General features: G+C 69.7%; 22 protein-coding genes and 1 tRNA gene. 8 read left to right on the forward strand and 15 right to left on the reverse strand.

The features are described from left to right. Positions 1-86 precede the first annotated feature (86 nt). The 10 genes from ACFO60_RS33370 to ACFO60_RS33415 form a co-directional block, all read right to left on the reverse strand. A complete protein-coding gene (locus tag ACFO60_RS33370; protein ID WP_380848722.1) occupies positions 87-4,559 on the reverse strand; it encodes a hypothetical protein in 4,473 nt (1,490 codons plus the stop codon). Then, on the reverse strand, positions 4,559-4,810 hold the full coding sequence (locus tag ACFO60_RS33375) for a hypothetical protein (RefSeq protein WP_380848725.1): 252 nt from the start codon (positions 4,808-4,810) through the stop codon (positions 4,559-4,561). The genes ACFO60_RS33370 and ACFO60_RS33375 overlap by 1 nt, the downstream gene beginning before the upstream one ends. 295 nt (positions 4,811-5,105) lie before the next feature. Continuing rightward, the gene (locus ACFO60_RS33380; protein ID WP_380848728.1) at positions 5,106-5,894 is read right to left on the reverse strand and encodes a hypothetical protein; all 789 of its coding nucleotides are present in this window, start codon (positions 5,892-5,894) and stop codon (positions 5,106-5,108) included. Next, on the reverse strand, positions 5,887-6,072 hold the full coding sequence (locus ACFO60_RS33385; RefSeq protein ID WP_380848730.1) for a hypothetical protein: 186 nt from the start codon (positions 6,070-6,072) through the stop codon (positions 5,887-5,889). Before ACFO60_RS33385 ends, ACFO60_RS33380 begins: the two co-directional genes overlap by 8 nt. 12 nt (positions 6,073-6,084) lie before the next feature. Continuing rightward, positions 6,085-6,489, reverse strand: coding sequence for a helix-turn-helix domain-containing protein (locus ACFO60_RS33390; protein ID WP_380848733.1), 405 nt, complete (start codon positions 6,487-6,489; stop codon positions 6,085-6,087). 2 nt (positions 6,490-6,491) lie between these two features. Next, positions 6,492-6,698: a hypothetical protein gene (locus ACFO60_RS33395; RefSeq protein ID WP_380848736.1), complete on the reverse strand. Its 207-nt coding sequence runs from the start codon at positions 6,696-6,698 to the stop codon at positions 6,492-6,494. Beyond that, positions 6,695-6,973, reverse strand: coding sequence for a hypothetical protein (locus tag ACFO60_RS33400; protein ID WP_380848739.1), 279 nt, complete (start codon positions 6,971-6,973; stop codon positions 6,695-6,697). Before ACFO60_RS33400 ends, ACFO60_RS33395 begins: the two co-directional genes overlap by 4 nt. A 120-nt stretch (positions 6,974-7,093) precedes the next feature. Beyond that, positions 7,094-8,335 carry an AAA family ATPase gene (locus ACFO60_RS33405; protein WP_380848742.1) on the reverse strand — a complete coding sequence of 414 codons (1,242 nt, stop codon included), beginning with the start codon at positions 8,333-8,335 and terminating at the stop codon, positions 7,094-7,096. Next, the gene (locus ACFO60_RS33410) at positions 8,332-8,826 is read right to left on the reverse strand and encodes a hypothetical protein (RefSeq protein ID WP_380848745.1); all 495 of its coding nucleotides are present in this window, start codon (positions 8,824-8,826) and stop codon (positions 8,332-8,334) included. Before ACFO60_RS33410 ends, ACFO60_RS33405 begins: the two co-directional genes overlap by 4 nt. Then, a complete protein-coding gene (locus tag ACFO60_RS33415) occupies positions 8,826-9,047 on the reverse strand; it encodes a DNA-binding protein (RefSeq protein WP_380848748.1) in 222 nt (73 codons plus the stop codon). Before ACFO60_RS33415 ends, ACFO60_RS33410 begins: the two co-directional genes overlap by 1 nt. A gap of 145 nt (positions 9,048-9,192) precedes the next feature. Here ACFO60_RS33415 and ACFO60_RS33420 point away from each other — a divergent pair, with 145 nt between their 5' ends. Continuing rightward, the gene (locus ACFO60_RS33420) at positions 9,193-9,741 is read left to right on the forward strand and encodes a hypothetical protein (protein ID WP_380848751.1); all 549 of its coding nucleotides are present in this window, start codon (positions 9,193-9,195) and stop codon (positions 9,739-9,741) included. A 9-nt stretch (positions 9,742-9,750) separates the two neighbouring features. Continuing rightward, positions 9,751-10,944, forward strand: a complete 1,194-nt coding sequence (locus tag ACFO60_RS33425; protein WP_380848754.1) for a tyrosine-type recombinase/integrase — start codon at positions 9,751-9,753, stop codon at positions 10,942-10,944. A 96-nt stretch (positions 10,945-11,040) separates the two neighbouring features. Here the strand turns inward: ACFO60_RS33425 and ACFO60_RS33430 are convergent. Then, positions 11,041-11,117 (reverse strand) — tRNA-Pro (locus tag ACFO60_RS33430). Positions 11,118-11,311: 194 nt separating this feature from the next. Here ACFO60_RS33430 and ACFO60_RS33435 point away from each other — a divergent pair. The 5 genes from ACFO60_RS33435 (at position 11,312) to ACFO60_RS33455 (ending at position 14,288) form a co-directional block, all read left to right on the forward strand. Continuing rightward, a complete protein-coding gene (locus ACFO60_RS33435) occupies positions 11,312-11,773 on the forward strand; it encodes a hypothetical protein (RefSeq protein ID WP_380848757.1) in 462 nt (153 codons plus the stop codon). Positions 11,774-11,869: 96 nt separating this feature from the next. Continuing rightward, positions 11,870-12,697: a hypothetical protein gene (locus ACFO60_RS33440; RefSeq protein ID WP_380848760.1), complete on the forward strand. Its 828-nt coding sequence runs from the start codon at positions 11,870-11,872 to the stop codon at positions 12,695-12,697. Between the two features lie 3 nt (positions 12,698-12,700). Beyond that, positions 12,701-13,627, forward strand: a complete 927-nt coding sequence (locus ACFO60_RS33445) for a hypothetical protein (RefSeq protein ID WP_380848763.1) — start codon at positions 12,701-12,703, stop codon at positions 13,625-13,627. A gap of 9 nt (positions 13,628-13,636) precedes the next feature. Further along, positions 13,637-13,831 carry a hypothetical protein gene (locus tag ACFO60_RS33450; protein WP_380848766.1) on the forward strand — a complete coding sequence of 65 codons (195 nt, stop codon included), beginning with the start codon at positions 13,637-13,639 and terminating at the stop codon, positions 13,829-13,831. Between the two features lie 61 nt (positions 13,832-13,892). Further along, a complete protein-coding gene (locus ACFO60_RS33455) occupies positions 13,893-14,288 on the forward strand; it encodes a CBS domain-containing protein (RefSeq protein ID WP_380848769.1) in 396 nt (131 codons plus the stop codon). Positions 14,289-14,410: 122 nt separating this feature from the next. On the opposite strand, the gene ACFO60_RS33460 is transcribed toward ACFO60_RS33455, so the two are convergent. The 3 genes from ACFO60_RS33460 to ACFO60_RS33470 form a co-directional block, all read right to left on the reverse strand. Further along, entirely contained in the window at positions 14,411-15,778 is a 1,368-nt protein-coding gene (locus ACFO60_RS33460) for an NAD(P)/FAD-dependent oxidoreductase (protein WP_380848772.1), read from the reverse strand. A 41-nt stretch (positions 15,779-15,819) separates the two neighbouring features. Further along, positions 15,820-16,272 carry an ATP-binding protein gene (locus tag ACFO60_RS33465; protein ID WP_380848775.1) on the reverse strand — a complete coding sequence of 151 codons (453 nt, stop codon included), beginning with the start codon at positions 16,270-16,272 and terminating at the stop codon, positions 15,820-15,822. A gap of 161 nt (positions 16,273-16,433) precedes the next feature. Beyond that, the gene (locus tag ACFO60_RS33470; RefSeq protein WP_380848778.1) at positions 16,434-17,216 is read right to left on the reverse strand and encodes a SigB/SigF/SigG family RNA polymerase sigma factor; all 783 of its coding nucleotides are present in this window, start codon (positions 17,214-17,216) and stop codon (positions 16,434-16,436) included. A 224-nt stretch (positions 17,217-17,440) separates the two neighbouring features. Between ACFO60_RS33470 and ACFO60_RS33475 the strand changes: the two genes are divergently transcribed. Next, positions 17,441-17,809: an STAS domain-containing protein gene (locus ACFO60_RS33475; protein WP_380848781.1), complete on the forward strand. Its 369-nt coding sequence runs from the start codon at positions 17,441-17,443 to the stop codon at positions 17,807-17,809. A 70-nt stretch (positions 17,810-17,879) separates the two neighbouring features. Here the strand turns inward: ACFO60_RS33475 and ACFO60_RS33480 are convergent, their stop codons facing one another. Then, positions 17,880-18,593 carry a GAF and ANTAR domain-containing protein gene (locus tag ACFO60_RS33480; RefSeq protein ID WP_380848784.1) on the reverse strand — a complete coding sequence of 238 codons (714 nt, stop codon included), beginning with the start codon at positions 18,591-18,593 and terminating at the stop codon, positions 17,880-17,882. Between the last annotated feature and the right edge of the window lie 98 nt (positions 18,594-18,691).

The raw sequence follows: 18,691 nt of genomic DNA on the forward strand, positions 1-18,691 counted from the left end.
AGCCGCTAGAAGCGCCGCCAGGGCACGCCCCCTCTGCGGTGCCCTGGTGGCGCCGCGCGGCCCGCACAGCGGCTTTCAGGCGGCGATCAGCCGCGGGCGTTGACCCGCATGGCGATCCGGGCGGCGACCATGTCGATGTCGGCTTGTTCGCGGACCTCCATCCGCTCGACGTGCACCAGCGACCCCGAGCGACCGGCCGCGCCGTCGTGTGCGAGACGGCCGGCCAGCGAGCCCTTCTGCACCGGCCCCGCCGAGTACACCCCCGAGTAGGAGGCGCCGCCACCCATAACCGGCGCCGACCGGCGGACCGGGCGAGCAGCCGGCCGGTCGTTTGCCCGCCACCCGGTCGGCTGGCCGTTGATGGGAAGCGACCGGGCAGCAGAACCGGCCATCACCCACCCGAACGCCGACCCGGCGGCCTGTCCGAGCACATCCCCGGCACGCCGCAGGACGGCATCGGACGGCGAATACGCAGCCGCGAAGAAGTCGCCGCCCCCGCCACCCGACGACCCGCCGACGCTGTTTCTCGGCTTGTCGTCCATCTCAGCGCTCAGCAGCCCGCGGTTCTTCGGCGGCGGGTGGCGGTCGTAGGTCGCGTCGTTGGGATCGGTGCGAGCCTTGGGCGCGGTGTTCGCCTTCGGCTTGCTGGTGCTGGTCTTGGACCCGCCGGCGTTCGACGTGGTCTTGGCCACCGCCCCGGCCTTGCTGATGGCCGTGGTCAGCTTGCTGATCGCCGCCGTGAGACTCGTGATGGACTTCGTTAGCGACGCCGTGGACCCGGCGGTGGTCGTGGCCACCTTGTCGGCGGTCTTGCCCACGGTGCCCAGCGTCTTGGTCAGCGTGCCGGTCGCGCCCATCGTGTCCGTCAGCCTGCCGGTCGCCCCGGCAAGCTGCTCGTTCAGACCGGTGCTCGCCGCGTCCAGGCTGGCCGTGAGCGAGCCGAGGTTGTCGATCGACACCCGCAGCCCGCCGGAGGCCGACCCGGTCGCCATCACCGGGGTCGCCGACCCAGCGACCAGCCCGCCGTTCGCCGCGGCGACCAGGGCCAGCTTCTTCGGCATGAGCTGCATGCCGAACTCGCCGGCCACCGTGGCGAGGATCTGCGTCGACCTGGCCCGCTTGCTGGCCGCGAGCGGAATGTAGGCCTCGCCGCCGGTCTCGGGCTCAGCCCACAACCGCATCGCGCCGGCCGGGGCTATCTGGGCGACATGCCGCTCGGCCCCGCCGGCGAACGCGGCGACCCCACCCGCAGCGAAGGGAGCGAACGACACCCCTCCGTCGGCCTTCTTCTTCGGCGCCGCGATCCCCTCAGGGATCTTGTTGTTGACACCGAGGATCTTCAACTGCCAGTCGTACAGCGCTTTGAGCTTCTTCTCCGCGGCGCTGGTGTCCATCTTGATGTGGATGTCCTTCGACTTCAGCTTGTCGAGGACTTCCTTCAGCTTCTTGCCGCCCTCGGATGCCTTGTCGGCTTCCTTGCGGCTGATGCCGTACTTCTCGGCGAGCTGGTAGATCTGCTCTCGGGCTTCCTTGGACTTCCCGGCCAGGTCGAACAGCTTGGGAAGCTGCCGAGCGATCGCCTCGGTCGCATCGGAGGTCTTGCCGGTCAGCGTGTAGGTCGCGTTCGCGTTGTCCTTGACCTTGCCCAGCAGCCCGGCGAACGCCTCCTGGGCACGCCTGACCGCCTCCTTCTGCCTGTCGGTCATGCCGGCGGAAACTTCGAGCTTGTGGTTGGACTCATCCAGCGCCCGGGTGGCGTCGGTGTAGGCGTCTTTCATCCGCCGCTGGGTCTCGATGTTCACGCCGCCCATGGCCGCGGCGTCGGCGGTCTTCTGCCGCGCCTCGTTCAGCCGCTCGTTCTGCCCGCCGATCACGTCATTGAGCAGCTTCGCATCGCCGGTCAGGATCTTGGTGGTGCCCGAGTAGGTGCCCAGACGGCCGCCGGCTACCTGGGCGTAGGTCTTGTTGTCGTCCAAGACCTTGTTGACCCGCTTGATCGCCGCCTCGTTGCCCAAGGCTGCTTCGGTCAGGTCCTTGAGGTTGATGCCCATCCGCTTGGCCGCCTCGACCGCCCCGGAGTCGAACAGCTCCTTCTTCGCGGCCTCGCGGCTCTCCCCGGTGATCTTCCCCGTCGTCTGGTCCAGCGAGCGTGCCAGATCGTCGACCTTGCGTTTGGCTTCCTCGTGGGCGCCGGCGAACAGTCCCAGGGCGGTGATCCCGGCGCCCACCGCCAGCCCCCAGGGCCCGCCGGCGCCGAGCAGCCCGGCGAACGCGGAGATCTTGCCCTTGTTCGACCCGGCGGCGCTCCCCGCCTCCCCGATCTTCGTCCGCAGGTCGCCCAGCAGCTCGACCCCGGAGCTGACCGCCTTGCCGACCTTGACCGCCGTGTAGATCGCGGCGACCGCCAGAGCGATGCCCTGGATCTGGCTGGGGGACATGCCGGCCGTGATGTTGGCCAGCAGTTGCATTCCGCCCAGCGTGCTCGGGACGAACGGGGTCAACGCCGTCACGATGTGGCCGGCGCTGGTCGCGACGCTGCCCAGCAGGTGCGCCACCTCGGGCGCGTTCGTCTTCACCCAGGCCACGAACGCCTTGAAGTCGGGGTTGTCGCGGAGCTTGACGCCCCAGTCGGCGAACTTCTTCGACCCGCCTTCGATCGCGCCGATCAGATCGCCCGAGTGCGGCAGCACGGCGTCGATCACGCCGGCGATGCCCTTGAACACGTTCCCCGCGGTGTGGCCGAGCCCTTCGATCGCGCCGGGCATCTCCTTGTCGATGTCCCGGATGAACTTGTCCCAGAACGGATCAGTCAGCGCCTTGCGGGCGTCCTTCTCCAGCCCGACGAACGACTTCGATGCCGTCTTCACCAGCGGCGAGATCTTCGGCAGGCCGGTCGTCACCAGGTCGAGGCCGCCCTTGATGGCGGGGAACACGTCCCCTTCGAGGGACTGCTGCCAGGTCTTGTATCCGTCCTGGAACTTCTTCAGGTCCTTGGCCATGCCCTGCTCGGCCTTGGACAGTTCGCCGAACTTCGACGCCGCCCCGCCGGCCGCGCCGCCGGCCTGGTTCATGGCGGCCTTGGCCTGGAGCTGCTCGACGCGGAGCCGCTGCGCCGCGCGGATCGCGTCCCGCTGGGCGTCGGCGACCTTACGCTGCGCCTCGGCGACCTTCTCGTGCGCCTCGACGACCTTCTGCTGGGCGTCAGCGATCCGGCGGGCGTTGTCCAGGTCCACCTTCGCCGCGTCCCGCTGCGCGTCCGCCAGGTTCCGCTGAGCGTCCGCGATCCGCTCGTTCGCCTGCGAAAGAGCGTCCTTGGCGTCCTTGACCCGCTTGGACCCTTCGACGCCGTCCTTGTCGGCCTGCGCCTGCTCGGCGTTGAGCCGCTCCAACGCGAGCTGAAGTTCCTTGACCCGCTGAACGGCCCGGTCGTAATTGAGCTGCGCCCGTTCCTTCTGCGCGGCGGTGGCCTTGGGGTCGGCCATGACCTTGTTCAGTGCGTCCTGCGCGTCGGTGAGATCGAGCTGGGCGCCCTTCAGGTCGAGGTTGGTGTCGATCAGCCGGTTGCCGAGGTCTTCCAGGTCGCGGGCGGCTTCACGGCGGGCGTCGTTGACCGCCTGCTGTGCGCGAAGTGCATCGCGCTGTGCGTCGCCCAGAGACCGCTCCGCGTCCGCGATCCGCCGGAGCGCATCGGCGTGCCGGCTGGCGGCGTCCTCGATCGCCCGCGACACATCAGCCTGGGCGGCCCCCAGGTCGCGCTGCGCCCGCGTCACATCCGTCTGGGCGTCCTTCACCTTGCGCAGGGCGTCCTTGACCCGGTCTTGCGCCTGCGCCAACTGCAAGGCGCGGGCCGCAGCCTCGGCCTGCGACTGGGCCAGGGACTTGGTGGACCCTCCGGCCCCGCCGGTGGCCTTGCCCATCTCCTTGACCGCGTCCGACACCCGGCCCATGGCGGGGATCGCCACCGCCCCGAACGCCGCAGCCCCCGCGGCGGCGACACCGAACGCCGAACCGAGACTTGCCACCCCGGCGCCGATCGTCACAGCGGCCGGCAACGCGCTCAGCGCGGCACCCACCAGGGCGATGTTCGCCAGCGCACCCGACACGTCGGCGTCCACCTTCACGCGCGCAGTCTCGCCGTCCAGCCGGTTGACCTCGCCCTGCATCGCCCGCAGCTCAGCCAGCGCCGTACCGATGTCGGCCCGCACGCTGACGTCCACCTCGGTGCGCTGCAGTTGCTCGAGCTCGCGCTCAATGCGCTGCGTCTCAGCGATCGCCGCGCCAGCGTCGATGTCGATGCCGATCCTCTTGCCGGCCAGCGACTCCAGATCACGCCGAAGCTGCGCGAACTTGACCTCAGCGGCCGAAGAATCAGCGTCGATCTTGATCTTCGGCAACGCCTTGGTCGCCGCCTCCAGGCGCTGACGCATCCGGTCCGCCGACGCACCCGTCTCGGTCATCTGTCGCGACAGATCCTGCGTCGAGGCCTTCGCCGTCCGCATGTTGGTGACGAAGTCCCCGACCTTCGCCCGCAGCGAGATCGACACCGAACGATCCGCCATCAGATACCACTCCTGTCCGCCTCAGCGCGGAACAACTCGTGCGCGAACTCCACGTCCACCCCGGCGCACTCCGCCCACCGCGCCACCGCCATCGCCGCGACACCGTCGAGCACCTCGGCCAGCACCGCCAGATCACCGACCAGGTTCGGCCGCAGATGATGCGCCGCCCCGTACAGCCGGCCGAGGTCGAAGTCCGACAGCTCCTCCACCACCGTGCGCAGCCGTGCCGCCGCGGCATCGAGCTCGCTCACGACGACCCCCCGCGCAAACCGATCAAGCTCCGGCACCACGCGGCGCCCTCCCCCGCGGTCTCCTCTAAATGTCCGTTTTGGGGGGGTATGCCGGGTGTGTCCGATTCTCTGGGGGGCTGAGATGTCCTCGCGCGCGCGTGCGGGGAGGTCTCAGGGTCTTGGACTGCGAGCCACCTCCCCCGCGGTCCTCTATCCGAAGTGGATCTTGGACCCCTCGCCAACCCCCGGGGGGGCTTGTGCAGGCCGGGGCTACAGCAGGAGGTGAGCGCCCCGGCCTGGGTCTGTGCGTGCATGGTCAGAACCCCACGGCCTTGAGCTTGTGTGGCCCGTTGGCTATGGCCTCGGCGACCTTGGCGGCCTGCTGCTCGGGTGTCGGCATCCACGGTTGGGCTGCGTGGTCGACGAAGTAGATGAGGGTCTGCCGCAGTGACATGCCGTGCCAGGGTGTGCGGGACATGGCCATGCGGGTGCGATGCAGATCGTCGAAGTTGGCGAGGGTGGCGTACCGGTCGCCGGGGTCTTCGATGCAGCGGATGCCCATGGACCACATGGCTTGCCGGCCTGCCCGTATGACGGTGTAGGTCTCGGCGAGCTGGTCGAGCTGGTCGCTGGCTTTGCGCACCTTGGCGGGGGCGGACAGCAGGCGGCGGGGTTCGTCTTCGCCGTGCTGGTGCAGGACGCCGACGGCTTCGCGGATGCCCTGCCATGTGGCGTCGAGGGCGGGGGCGAGGTGTCCGGTGATGATCTGCTCGGACTGCTCGCGGATGCAGGAGGAGACGCGGCGGGCGGCGATCTCCAGCGCCATGCCGAGGAGTTCGATGGTGTCGGCCCGGACGCGCTCGGCGGCGCGGGCGCGTTCGATGTCGGCGGGGTCGGGCAGCGGGGCGCCGGCGTACAGGGCGTCTACGGTGGCCGTGGCGAGCTGCCCGGTGAGCTCCCAAGAGGACTGCGGGGGGACGGGCCATGGCTCGTTGGTCAGCTTGGTGTGGACGTCGCGCAGCTTCAGCAGCTCGTCGGGCAGGGTGTAGGCGCCGCGGGCGTGGCCGTCGAACAGGGCGGGCGCGGGGAGTCGGTCTTCAGGCACCGGGGTTCTCCTGCGGCTTGCGGTTGATGATGTGGTCGCGGAGTCGGCGGGCGCCTGGTGAGCGCTGGTCGGCAGGGAGGGCGGCGAGGTCGCGCAGACGCTGGTTCATGTCCACCGGGGTGGCCTGGCGCCGGGGCGCCGGCTGCTCGTCGGCGGTCTGGTCGTCGTCGTGGTCCACGGGTCCTCCCGGTCATGCGGCGCCACGGCGGGCGCGGTAGTGCTCGACGTCTTCGCGGCTGATGCGCCACCGGCCGGCGACGTTCTCGGCGGGGAGCCGCCCGCCCTCGATGGCGTCGCGGACGCCGCGGTCGGTCATGCCGAGCAGGTCTCCGGCCTGGGTGGTTGTCAGCCACGTCGAGGATGGGGCCACTTCCGGCTGTGCCGCATCTGGGCTTCCGGTTGCGGAAGTGCGCCACCGCGCGGCTTGCTGGCGGATGGCGGCGAGCACGGCGTCGACTTCGGGGTCCTGGCCGCGGCGTTCGATGCGCAACCGTGCGAGCCCGGCGTGGGACTCCAGCCACGCGCAGATGCGGGCGGGGATCTCGACGCCGGGCCCGTGGGTGTACTGCTCGGGCAGGTGCCACCGTTCGTTCACGTTCAGCCCTCGCCCTTGCCGTCCGCCGGCGGCGGGGTGTTGCGCTCTCGGGCCGCGTGGCGGGCGCGTAGTCCGTAGGCGCGGCGCTGGGCGAAGGCGGCGCGCAGGGCCTTAGCGGCGAGGCGCCGACGGCGGGCGGCTTCGATCCGCTCGGCCACCCGCTGGTCGACGGTCTCGCCGAGCCCGCCGGCGCCGGGGATGGGCTTCACGGCGCGTCCTGCGACGGCCGGGCGGCGAGGTAGTCGAGGACTTCCCGCATGGCCGGTTCGCGGCCGAGGGCGGCCGAGACTTCCTTGCGGATGCGGCGCCCCTGCTTGATCCACGCGTGCGGCATCTGGAACCGGTCGGCGGGCACGCCGGCAGCGCGTTGCCGGGCCTGCTCGGCGCGCAGCTCCTCGACGGGCACGCCCATGAGCAGTGCCATGCCGGCCGTGGAGATGCACGGCTCCCCGTCGATGACCCGGTAGAGCGGTTGGTTGGTCATGGCGTCGCCCCCTTGGAGCCCGTTGCGGACACGGGCGAGGTCGGGGGAAGGGTGCCAGGGTGCCAACTTCTGGAGACACTGGCAGTCTTGGCACCCTGGCAGCCTTCGCAGGTCACAGCGTTACGGCTTGGCACCCTTACCCTCCGGGTCGGGAAGGGTGGCACTCTGCTCCGGCAGGGCGAGCCACCATTCACCCTTGCCGTTGGGCCCCGTGGGGAAGTTCTTGGCGACCACGGCGAGGCTCTTGCGGGCGCGGTTCAAGGTCCGCTCGGAGATGCCGTGGATCTGCTTGGCCTCTTCCTGGATCTCGGTGGTCTTGCGCCACCCGCCAGCGAGGGCTTCAATCAGGAACTCGACGGCGCCAGCCTTGTCGTTGCGCTGCTCGCTGTCGTCGCCGTTGCTGGCGAGGATTTCGCCGACAGAGCGCGGGGCCTCGCCACAGAAGACGAACTTGCCGACGTCCGCCGTGCCCTTCTTCGTCTCGATCTTGACCGACTCGATGTTGTAGGCCAGCGACGGCAGATCAGCGAGGCCAAGCGAGTTCTTGCTCTGCGTCATCACCCGCGTCCCCTCGTCTGGGTCGACGGCGAAAGCCAGGACGGCGCGCGGCACGTTCTTGAAGGCACCGCTGCCAGTGATGAGCGACGACGCGTCGGTACCTGCCCCTTTGCCGAAGTGGGCAATGCCGAGCATCACGCACCCGGTGCGGTCTCCGAGCCGCGCGAGCGGGTCGAGGACCATTCGCACGGATCGCTCCTTGTGGGTGTCGATGCCTGCGCTGATGGTGGAGATGAGTGGGTCGAGGATGACGAGCTTCACGCCGTTGTGAGCGATGGAGTCCTCAAGGAGGGCGAAGTCATTGGGCAGGTTGATCGTGCTGGTCTCGTCTTCGCTGATCTCCACCTCGGCGCGCCACACCCGATCGAGGTTGGCCCCCGCAGCGATGAGCCGGGGCACGAGCGTGTGCTTCCACGAGTCCTCGACCGCCACATAGATGACGTCGTGCGGTCGGCCGAGCAGCGGGCCCGGCAGCGTGCCGGTGGTGACGCCAGCGGCCATCCAGATGCCGAAGCTGCTCTTGCCTGTGCCTTCCCGGCCGGCGGCGACGGCCAGAGCGCCGGAGGGGATGCGACCCCTGCCGTTGTCCTCCCACATCCACTCGACGGGCTCTGGCTCGATCTCGGAAGCCCGGGTGAGCTTGATGCGCCGCGCGAACGGCTGCGCTGGCGCCTCCTTTGGCTCACACGTGCATCCCTCGGGCTTGTGCTCGCAGCCGGCGCACGCGTAGTACTCGCCCCATCCGTCGATCTGGTGTGGAAGGGACACGAGGTCGGCGCCACACCGCTTGCACTTCTTGCTCACGCGACCTCCTGAGCCGGGCGTGCCGGCTCCCATTCGATGGGCCCGCCCGGGTAGTCGCTGCCGTGGCGCGCGACCGCGTCGGCGCGGATACAGCGCGAGCAGCCCGAGGTGTGCGGCGAGTTGCAGGGCACCCCCGCGGCGTAAGCCCGGTCGAGGGCGGCCCGCTCTTGCCAGGTGGTGCCCATCACCCCCGGCCCGGGGGCGTCACGGCTGGCCGTCCACGCGATCTGCTCCTCGTGGAGGCGGAAGCCGTAGCCGACGTCCCATCCGTCGCGGAAGCCGTCCCGGTAGGCGTCGATGACCTCGGCACGGTGGTGGTCCAGGTCGCCGACCAGGCGCCGCATCTCCTCGACGGTGGCGGCCGGGATCGCTCGCGTACGGTCGGCGACCTGTCGTATCGTGAGAAACGTGTCGGAGCCCTGGTGGGGATTCTCGACTTTCAGGGGCGCCCCGTTGCCGCGGGTGCGCCCCTCGTCGTTTGTGGGGGGCATCAGGCGGCCGCGCCAAGCTTCGCAAGGATGTCGGCGGTCACCACGCGGACGACTCCCCCGGCCTTGATGAGCTTCGCGGGGAACTGGTCCCGCTTCACCAGCTCGTACGAGTAGGACTGCGAAATCCCAAAGGCCAGCCCGCCCGTGGGCACATCAACGCTGGCAGGCCACTGCCTGATCTCTTCCAGCGTCGGGACGACGACATCACGGCGCTTCCGCATGATCCCTCCAATGTCTTTGGCAGCCTCATTGGGCTGTCACGGACGACTAAAGCGCACACACCGCCCGGACGTCAAGCGACTGACAGGCTCATGTAGAGCACATCCAAACTTGTGGAGGTGTGTGGACTGCCGTACGGTTCCCTTCATGACGCATCGCTGGCTGATCAGCCCGGACTGGCATCCTGACGACCCGCCGGAGGACCCAGACACAGGGAATTACGGCAATCAGGAGTTGGAAGAGAAGCTCAAGAGGGACTTCGGCGGGGACGCGTGGCGGGTCTTCGGCATGGGTGTGAGCGTGCCTAACGCGGGTCTTGCGGCGGGGTTCACGAAGAACGAGAGCGGCAGATATGTCCTGTCGGCTGTGCTGGTAGTCGGCGACGCCGTCACTACCGACACCCTCCGACGTGTCCCTGTGGTGGCCCTTGAGAACTCCCTGAACATCAGCCAGGACACCGTTCGGGAGGAAGTCGATAAGCTGCCCCCGCTGCAGCGCACGCCTGGAATGTCACCCGAGGATTTCTCGGCGCTGGTGGCGCGGCACTACACGACATGGGCCCGCGGTGTGCCACATCCCGCCGCAGCGATGGCGGCCGACTCCGAGACGAAGCTGCCTACGGTGCACACGTGGATCAGAGAGGCGCGTCTCCGCGGCTTCCTGCCGCCGGCCAGGCGCGGCAAGTCGTCGACTTAGGAGGGTGGCGTGCCGGATCCGATCAAGATGGTCACGCTGAAGGACGGCACCAAGCGGTATCGGTTCGTCGTCGACATCGGCCGGGACGCGGACGGAAAGCGCAAGCAGCTCACGGTCACCACGGACACCAAGCGGGAGGCCGTGGCCGAGCTCGCGCGCATCCGTCACCAACGGAGCGCTGGCAGCCTGGTGGCACCAAGCAAGATGACGGTCAACGAGTTGCTCGACCTGTGGGTGAAGACGGCGACGCGCGACGTCGAGGAGGCGACCGCTTCCAACTACGAGAACGCGATGCGCCCCGTCCGGATACGACTCGGCCACAAGCGCTTGCAGGAGCTCACCGAGGATGACATCGAGGACCTGATCGACTGGATGTTAACGAGCGGCCGGCGCCGCGGCGGGAAGCCGGGGACAGGGCTTAGCCTGCGCTCGGTGCGGCTCACGCTGGGGCGTCTTCGCGCCGCGTTGAACCTCGCCGTCCGCCGTCATCTGGTCGCGCGGAATGTGGCGGCCGACGTCAAGATCTCGCGCGAGGCGACGAAGAAGGCGCCGAAGACGCAGCACGTCCCCTGGTCGCAGCCGGAGGTGAAGGCGTTCTTGGAGGCGATCAAGGGGCATCGGCTGTACGCGGTCATGCTGCTCACCCTGATCGCCAACCGGCCGGCGGAGGTGTGCGGGGTCCGGTGGGACGAAGACGTCGACCTCGACGGGGCGGGCACGATCGCGATCGGCAACACCCGGACGATCGTCTATGACCGGTCCCTGGAGAAGGGGCAGCGGAACAAGGCCGTCGAGAAGGGCGCGAAGTCGGACGCCGGCGAGCGGACGCTCCCCCTGCCCGCCCCGGTGCATCGCGCTCTGCGCGCGTTCCGGGCGTTGCAGGCCAGCGAGCGGTTACAGGCCGGCGAGGCATACGAGGGCAGCGGGTACGTGCTCGTCGACGAGCTCGGCCGGCCATGGAAGACCGACAAGCTACGGCGCGAGGCGTACAAGCTGATGGAGGCCGCCGGGGTGCGGAAGGTGCGGCTGTACGACGCGCGGCACGCCTGCCTGTCGTGGATGGCGAACAACGGGGTGCCGGACACGGTGGTGTCGGCGTGGGCAGGCCACAGCGATCTCTCGTTCACCAAACGGGTGTACGTCCACCCGGACCCGGAGAGCCTTCGCGCGGGGTCGGAGAAGCTGGGCGAACTACTCAGCTAGACCAAGATCAAACAGACGTGTGTGAGAAATTGTGAGACGGAAAGCAAAAAGCCGTGATCACATGTTCCGTGATCACGGCTCCGACCAGTGCCTATCTGGTCGGGACGACAGGATTTGAACCTGCGACCCCTTGACCCCCAGTCAAGTGCGCTACCAAGCTGCGCTACGTCCCGTTGCTCGCCGGGGCGAGCAAGAACAACCTTAGCGCAGAACGGGGAGTCCTGCGTACGCGTGGGCCGGGCACTGTGGGCACTCCAGCCTCACCTTTCGCGCGTCTTAGCTGCGGACGTCACGGGATGGCCGATGATCGGTTGCCGGATGGGCGTGACGGGTGGTGCCGTGGAGCTAGGGGAAGTGGGGTGGACGCATGGGGCGGAAGTCTCATATCGACCGGGATGAGCTGGGGCGGCTGGTCGCCGCAGGGTGGCCCAACGCGCGGCTGGCCGCGCACTTCGGGGTGACGGAGTCGGGGATCCTGCAGGCCAAGCGGGCGGCCGGGCTGGCCAAACCGATGCTCGACCACGGCAAGGCCCTGCCGTGGAAGCTGAACCGCGTGCACAACCAGACCGGGCCGGCGACGAACCTGCGCAATCTGTCGGCGGTCGCCCAGGGAGGCGAGGTGCCGCAGACCAAGATCAACACGGCGGTTAGATGGGCGCGCAGATTGGTCGAGGGTGGCCTGGACGTCGCCTACGACCCCGAGACGGGGTTCTACGAGACGGCGGCCGCCGGGACCTCGGTCTCCCACGTCGAGGGGGTGCTCACCGACGCCCTCGCGGTGCTGAAGCGCCGGGAGGAGGGGCGGGAGGCGGCGGCGGAAGGGTCGTGAGCACACAGGGTGGTGAATGGGTGGTTTCGCGGTCGTTTCGGGGTCCCCATCTCGGGCAGTCGGGGGTTACAAAGGCACACATAACCGGAGGCAGACATGACCATCACCTGGGTGGCCGTCGTTGTAGCCGCGGTGGTGGCGATCCTGGCCGTCGGCTACTTCCTGGTGCAGCAGCAGCGCAGGCGCCGACTCCAAGAACGCTTCGGCCCCGAGTACGAACGCACCGTGCGTGAGCGGGAGAACCGCCGTGAGGCGGAGCAGGAACTGATCGAGCGCGAGCAGCGTCACGCCAAGCTGGACATCCGGCCCCTCTCTTCGGACAGCCGGTCCACCTACGCCAAGAAGTGGACCGAGGTTCAGGAGCGGTTCGTGGACGCTCCCGGCTTCGCGGTGACCGAGGCGGATCACCTGGTGACCGCCGTCATGGCGGACCGGGGCTACCCGACCGAGGGCTTCGAGCAGCAGGTGTCGGACCTGTCGGTCGCCCACGGCCAGACGCTGGACCATTACCGCAAGGCCCACGAGATCAGCAGCCGCGCGGCGCGGCGGGAGGCCTCCACCGAGGAACTGCGGCAGGCGATGGTGCACTACCGCGCGCTGTTCCAGGAACTGCTGGAGGACACCGTGGCCGGCGACGGCGAGCGGCGGGCCCAGGAGACCGCCGGCGACCGGCGCGACGCGTACGAGGCCGCCGGCGGCGAGCACGAGGCGTCCGCAGAGCGGCAGGCGGACGAGCCTGAGCGCGGCGATCAGCGCAACGGCGTGCCATTCGACGACGGGCAGCAGAACCGCCAGCAGTACGAGCGCCGGGAGCAGGACCGGCGCCAGTACGGCGGCAAGGAGCCGGGCGATCGCGGCTCCACGGAGACCGGGGCCCGCGTGGCCGGCGGCCGTACCTCGTACCGCAACACTCAGGGAGGCTGACCGATGGAACCCTATCGCCGAGACACCGCGCACGACCCGGACACCGACAGGCCGGAGGACGGACACACCTCCGACTCCGCCGCCGACGACATCCGCACCGTCCACGACCCGTCCCGGCCGTGGGCGGGGAACGAAGGGCTGGACGCCGAGGGGGACGTCCGCCGTACGGACGAGAACGACGAGCTGGCCAAGCGGAACGAGGGGGACGGCCTGGACGGGCTGGACCAGGGTCACGCCGTCGACCGCGGCTCCGGCGACCTGGACGGAGTGGACCGGACCCAGACGCTCGGCCGTGCCTCCGGCGACGTGGACGACCTCGCCGACGACCGTCTGGTCGCGGCGAGTTCGAGCACGACGGAGAATCCCGACCCCGCCCACGACTCTCGCGAGCTCGGCGACGCCACGGACGACGCCCCCGCCCCGGGGACGGCCTTCGACCCGGAGCCTGTGCTCTCGGAAGGGCGGGCGCCAGGAGATCGGGACCTGATGGTCTACCCGGACGACGCCGACTACCCCACCCGGGAGCAGGACTCCGACCTGGTGGCCGTGCCCGTGGTGAAGCCCGAGCCGGTGGCCGCGCGCAACGACCTGGAGAGGCCGTCCGAGGAGACGGGGACCGGCGTCGTCGCCGGAGGGACGCAAGGGGCGTTCGGGCCGGGTGAGTTCGAACAGCGGTGGCGCGAGGTCCAGGCGAGCTTCGTCGACGACCCCCGGGACGCCGTCACGCGGGCCGACCAGCTCGTGGACGAGGCCGTCGCGGCGATCGCCTCCCGCAAGCAGAGTCTGGTCGACCAGTGGAAGAACAGCGACCAGAACGACACCGAGCGGCTCCGGCTCGCTCTCCGTGACTACCGCTCGCTCCTCCAGGATCTGGTGGGGCTCTCCTACTCGGGCGCCGGACACGGCAACGGCCCGGCCGAAACGAAGTGAGGTAACCCCATGCTTGCCATCGCCGCGGCGATCGTTTTCGCTATCGCCTTCCTGTTCAGCCTGCTCGGTACGAGCATCGGCATCTCGACCACCGCGCTGATCGCGCTGGGGCTGTGCCTGCTCGCCCTGCACCAGGGTGGCATCGGCACCGCCAGCGCGGGCGGCGGAGCCCCGTGGCGCGGCTACCGGCGCACCCGCCGCTGACGGCCCGCTACTCGACAGCGGAGATGGGGTGCCGATGATGAGCCAGAAGGTGCGGGATGTAATGACGCACCGCCCGATCTGCCTGCCCGCGGACGCGTCGGTGTCCAAGGCGGCGCGTCTCATGCGCGACCAGGCGATCGGGGATGTGCTGGTGACCAGGGACGGCCGGCTGTGCGGCCTGGTGACCGACCGGGACATCGTCGTGCGCGCCGTCGCGGAGGCCAGGGACGCCGATTCGACACCCCTGGGCAGTCTGTGCACCTCCGACCTGGTCACCGCCCGGCCGGACCAGGACGTGGAGGACGTCGTCCGGCTGATGCGGGAGAGGGCCATCCGCAGGGTGCCGGTGGTGGAGGACGGCCGGCCCGTCGGGATCGTGTCGTTGGGGGACATGGCGCTGGAGCATCAGCTGTCGTCTCCGCTGTCGGAGATCAGCGGCGCGCCCCCTAACGGCTGAGGACCCCATCGCGTGTCCCCTCCGGGCCTCGGGTCACGCGGTGCGGGAGGAAGGGCGCCGTCCGTTCAGGGCGGCGCCCTTCCGCGTGGACGCCCGGCCCTTCCGCGTGGACGCCCGGTCCCTCAGCGGCCCGGGGTGGCGGGGGCGCCGGAGGTGGCCGGGGAGCGCTCCTGGAGATCGTGGTGGGCGGTGCGGGCGGCCAGTTCGAACTCCTGGCGGGGATCAAGCATGGCGCCCAGGGAGACGATCTCGCGGGTGAACAGCAGGCCGAGCGTCCAGTCCATCAGGATGCGGGCCTTCTTGTTGACCGTCGGGATCTTGGTCAGGTGGTAGGTGCGGTGCAGGAACCAGGCGGGGAGGCCGCGCAGCTGGTACCCGTAGACGTTGGCGACGCCGCGGAACATGCCGAGGCTGGCGACCGATCCGGCGCTGCGGTGCCGGTACGGGCGGCGCGGCAGGTCCCGCATGGTCGCGATCAGGTTGTCGGCCAGCCGGATCGCCTGGCGGGTGGCGTGCTGGGCGTTGGGCTGGGTGGTCTGGCCGGGCCGGGTGAGGTCGGGGACGGCGGCGCAGTCGCCGGCCGCGAAGGCGAAGCGGGTGCCGTCGACGAGCAGGCCGGCGTCGACCTTGACCCGGCCGCGCGCGTCGAGCGGCAGGTCGGAGGCCGCGGTGAGCGGGTTGGGCTTGACACCCGCCGTCCAGACCAGGGTGTCGGCGTCGAACCGGTCGCCGTCGCTCAGCACGATGTGGTGGTCCACGGCGGACTCCAGCCGGGTGCCGGTGCGCACCTCGATGCCGCGCCGGCGCAGCTGCCGGGCGGTCCACTCCCCCATCTCGGCGCCGACCTCGGTCAGGATCCTCCCGGTGGCCTCGACCAGGATCCACCGCATGTCGGACGGCCGGACGTCGCGGAAGTAGCGGCAGGCGTCGGCGGCCATGTCCTCCAGTTCGGCCAGCGCCTCGACTCCGGCGTAGCCGCCGCCGACGAACACGAAGGTCAGGGCGCGCCTGCGCACGTACTCGTCGGTGCAGGAGCCGGCCAGGTCGAGCCGGGCGAGGACGTGGTTGCGCAGGTGGATGGCCTCTTCCAGGGTCTTGAAGCCGATGCCGCACTCGGCGAGGCCGGGGACGGGCAGCGTCCGGGAGATCGACCCGGGGGCGAACACCAGGTAGTCGAAGTCGAGCGTGCGCGCCGGCCCCGCGTAGGGCTCGAAGCGGGCCGTGCGGGATGCCAGCTCCACCTGGGTGATCCGGCCGCTGAGCACCTGGCATCCGGGCAGCACCCGGCGCAGGAAGACGACGACGTGCCGGGGCTCCACGCTCCCCGCGGCGGCCTCGGCGAGGAACGGCTGGTAGGTCATGTAGGAGTCGAGGTCGACCACGGTGACGCGGGCCTCGCCCTTGCGGAGCCTCTTTTGCAGGCGACGCGCGGCGAGCATGCCCACGGCGCCGCCGCCCACGACGAGCACGTGCGGGATTCGCTGGGTCATAGCCCGGGACGTACCCCGGCCGGCAGGGACTACATGGACATTTACGGCAGTTTGAAGCGCATTATCAGCTCTGTGCCGTTCTGCCCGGTTCGCAGGATGAGCTCCTTGGTGAGGCGCCGGGTGACCCACAGTCCCATGCCGCTGGTGGAGTAGTCATGCGGGGCGATCATGCCGGGCGTCTCCTCGGGAACCCAGTGGCCGTCGTCGTGGACGCCGACCAGCAGGTCGCCTTCGTCGCACCAGACCCGCACCCGGGCCTTGGACGCCCCGTGCGTCACGGCGTTGGTCGCCACCTCGTTGATCGCGACGAGGAAGTCGCCGATCGCCTCGTCGTTCATTCCCGCCCGGCGTGCCTGGAGGGCGGCGAAGTCCCGGACATCCGGGAGATCCCCGACGCAGAACGTCAGTTCCTTGACCGCCACGCCGGACGGGAGCGGCATCGGGCCACCCCCGTCCGCGAGGAAGCGGGGAGGAGGGACTTCGTCCTCGTTCACCCGATAACCGCCTCCAGAAGCGATCAGCTGCGGAAAGGTCACCCCTCCAAGGGGGCCGATTTACATCGACGAAGATACCTCGGGATATCGGCCCGTAAGGGAAGTGCCCCCTCCACGTGACTACTGTTCCGCCCTTCAGTGCCCCAGGATCGGCGGCTTAATCAGCCGGCCGCCACCAGCTGGGAGCGAAGCTGGTCGAGCACCTTGCGCAGGATCCGGGAGACGTGCATCTGCGAGATGCCGAACTCCGCGGCGATCTCGGCCTGGGTCATGTTGCCGTAGTAGCGCAGCAGGAGGATGTTGCGCTCGCGCTCGGGGAGCTGGTCGATCAGGGGCTTGATGGCCTCGCGGTCGACGAGCGTGGCGAGCTCGTCGTCCTCGTCGGGGATGAGGTCGCCGAGCGCGGCCGCGTCGTCGTCGGCGCCCATCGGGGCGTCCAGCGACAGCGTGCTGTAGGCGGCGGAGGCGTCCATCGTGAGGAGCATGTCCTCCTCGGAGATGCCCATCCTCTTGGCCAGCTCGGCGACGGTGGGGAACCGGCCGAGCTCCTGAGTGAAGTCGGCGACCAGGCGGTTGAGCTCGGAGCGCCGCTCCTGGTACAGCCGCGGTACGCGTACGGCCCAGGTGCGGTCGCGGAAGTGGCGCTTCACTTCGCCGGTCATGGTCACCATGGCATAGCCTCTGAAGCTATGTCCGAGCTCGGCGTCGAACCCGTTGATCGCCTTCATGAGGCCGACGTACGCGGCCTGGAGCAGATCCTCCATGGGCTCGCCCCTGTGGAGGTAGCGGCGGGAGATCTCCCGGGCCATGGGGAGATGCATCTCGACGACCAGCTCGCGCAGCCGCGCCCGCCTGGTTTCGGTGGTGCCCGGCTCGTGCAGCTCGCGCAGCAGGTCTTCGGCGGTGGCGTCGGTCTGGGGGAAGGTGTGGTTCACGGCAGCCATTGCTGCTCCCTCGTATGCCTTGCAAGCGAGGCGGAACCGACAATGCCCATGCAGAGCCGACATCGCCTCGCGTACTACTGTCGAGACGAGGCCCTCTGCTGGACCTCGGCTCCAGTATTCCCCAAAAATCAAGAGTATTGCTACCCCCCGGGCAACAGTAATGTTGCGATTGACCCCCGATGGGGTTGGCGCCATGCGCCAGGGAAGCGGCTTGGAGGCGCGTGGTGACCGTTCCAGACAGGGCGAATTCCGCTCTGACCCTTACGTCTGAGGTCGCGGAGGGCGTGCCCGTCGTGCGGGTGAGCGGCATCCTCGACGCGACGACGCGCGACCAGTTCACCGACCGGCTGGCGCAGATCACCGACGACCACGGCCCCGACCTGGTGCTCGACCTGGCCGGCGTGACGTTCATGGACTCCCGCGCGCTCGGCCTGATCGTGCACCACTGGCAGCGCACGATGGCGGCCGAGGGCCACTTCGCGCTGGTCGGCGTGCAGTATTCCAACTCCAAGGTGATGTGGGTGACCGGTCTCGCGCAGCGGCTGCCGCTGTACGACACCTTCGAGGAGGCGCTGGCCGCGTTCAAGGCGTGATCGGCCGTCATGCTTCGACGCGATGTCTCGCGCTAAAGTGCGTCGAAGCATGATGAGTCACGTGATCCGATCACGAGGGCAGCGCGCCGCCGTGCTTGGCCTGGTGCTCACTGACGAGCAGGCGGGCCAGGTCGGCCACCTTCACCTGGTGGTGCTGCGACAGGCGGCGCAGCTCGTCGAACGCCGCCTCCGCCGAACACCCGCTGGCGTGCATGATGATGCCCTTGGCCTGGTCGATCACCGCGCGCCCCGCGAGGGCCTCCTGCATCTGCGCCGCGTCGGTGAGCACCTCGTCGTAGTCGGACACGTTGGCCAGCGCCACGGTGAGCTGCTCGGTGAGCAGGGCGGCCAGCGGGTCGGCCGTGCCGCCCGTGAAGGCGCCCGGCCGCACGGCGTACAGGCCGAGCACCAGCGTGGCGCCCTCGACGGAGATCGGCAGCACGAGCGCCGAGCGCACGCCGTGCTTGACGGCCGTCGCGGCGTACCGCGGCCAGCGGGTCTCCTGCAGCACGTCGGGGACCAGCACGCTCCTGCCGGTGGCGGTCGCCTCGACCGATGGGCCCTCCCCCAGGGCGCGCTCGCGGTCGACCAGCGCGATGAGGTCGCTGTGCGACGCCGAGAGCATCAGCCGCTCGTCGCGCCGCAGCTCGACCGTGCCGCCGGCGCACCCGGGCACGCCGACGGCCACCGCGCCGGTCACCCCGCGCAGCACGCTCTCCATGGAAGTGTCCTCGGTGACACGGCCGAGACCGGCCAGGTCCCGAGCGAGAGCGGGACTGAACATGCGCATCGTCTCCATACAAAGCCTCCGCTTCCCTCGACAGCCAGGTTAAATCCCGGCGGGAGATGCTCATCGATGACGGGCCTCTCCGTGACGTACGG

The organism is Sphaerisporangium dianthi (genome assembly GCF_042654065.1).
Classification (GTDB): domain Bacteria; phylum Actinomycetota; class Actinomycetes; order Streptosporangiales; family Streptosporangiaceae; genus Sphaerisporangium; species Sphaerisporangium dianthi.